The sequence below is a fragment of the Massilia sp. CT11-108 genome (assembly GCF_047302915.1).
In the GTDB taxonomy this organism is placed as follows: Bacteria; Pseudomonadota; Gammaproteobacteria; order Burkholderiales; family Burkholderiaceae_D; genus Telluria; species Telluria orientalis.
In genome coordinates, this window is the sequence record NZ_JBKYMO010000994.1 from 1 (window position 1) to 1,015 (window position 1,015).

The window sequence follows — 1,015 nt, forward strand, 5'->3', positions numbered from 1 at the left end:
TCCGGACGCACCGACCGCGCTCGTGATGGTCAGCGTCGACGAGCGCGGCGTGCCCCTCTACACGTTCTACGGCAGCGGCACGGCCGACCGCATGGTGACCCAGGCCGACCTGGCGAGCGTGCCCGCCGACGCGGCGGCGATCCACGTGGGCTCGTACTGCATGGTCGTCGAGCCCGTGGCGTCCGCCTTGCGCGCGCTGGTCGACCGGCAGCGCGGCCGCAGTCTCATCGTCTACGACCCGAACGTCCGGCTGACCATCGAGCCCGATGTCGACACCTGGCGCGAATCCGTGCGCTGGATGCAGCGCCGCGCCGACGTGCTCAAGGTCAGCGAGGAAGACATCCACGCGCTGTATCCGGGCATGCGCGTCGACACGTTCATCGCGCAGTCGCTGGAAGCCGGCGTGGCCCTCGTCGTCGTGACATGGGGCGAGCGGGGCGTGGTGGCGGTCACGCGCTCGCAGCTGGCGGTGGAAGTGCCGGCCGTGCCCGTCACGGTCGTGGACACGGTCGGCGCCGGCGACACGTTCCAGGCCGGCCTGCTCGCCTGGCTGCAGCGCGCCGGCAAGCTCACCCGGCGCGCGGTGGAAGGCCTGGTCCAGGACGAACTGGTGGAGGCGTTGCGTTTCGCCGCGCGCGCCGCCGCCGTCACCTGCTCGCGCCGCGGCGCGGACCTGCCGTACACGAGCGAACTGGCCGATGTGGAAGGTTTCGAATTTTTTTAAAAATTTTTTCAAAAGAAATGACAACGTTGGACATCCGGTTCAAAAGACCGGCAGCTGGAAAAGCGAAGGCAAAGAAGTCAATATCACACAGGAGATAAATACAAATGCGTTACTCGCTCACCCCCTATATCGGCCGCTCGGCCGCCCTCGTCATCGCGCTGGCGCCCGCCCTCGCGTTCGCGCAGCAGCAGGCCGGCGCGGGCGCGGGGCCCGCCGCCGCCCAGGCCGCCGGGCCCCATAAACGGGGGGAAGTGACCGGGGGGGGCCCGGCCGCCCCCCCCCACGACGCCC

At 69.4% G+C, this 1,015-nt stretch carries 2 protein-coding genes; both read left to right on the top strand.

Features of this window, described 5'->3' with window-relative positions; translation table 11 throughout:
* A partial coding sequence (locus ACEN88_RS32630; protein ID WP_413346402.1) for a PfkB family carbohydrate kinase occupies nucleotides 1-724 on the top strand: 724 nt, incomplete at its 5' end.
* A gap of 104 nt (nucleotides 725-828) precedes the next feature.
* The coding region (locus ACEN88_RS32635; RefSeq protein WP_413346404.1) for a hypothetical protein at nucleotides 829-1,015 on the top strand (187 nt) is incomplete at its 3' end.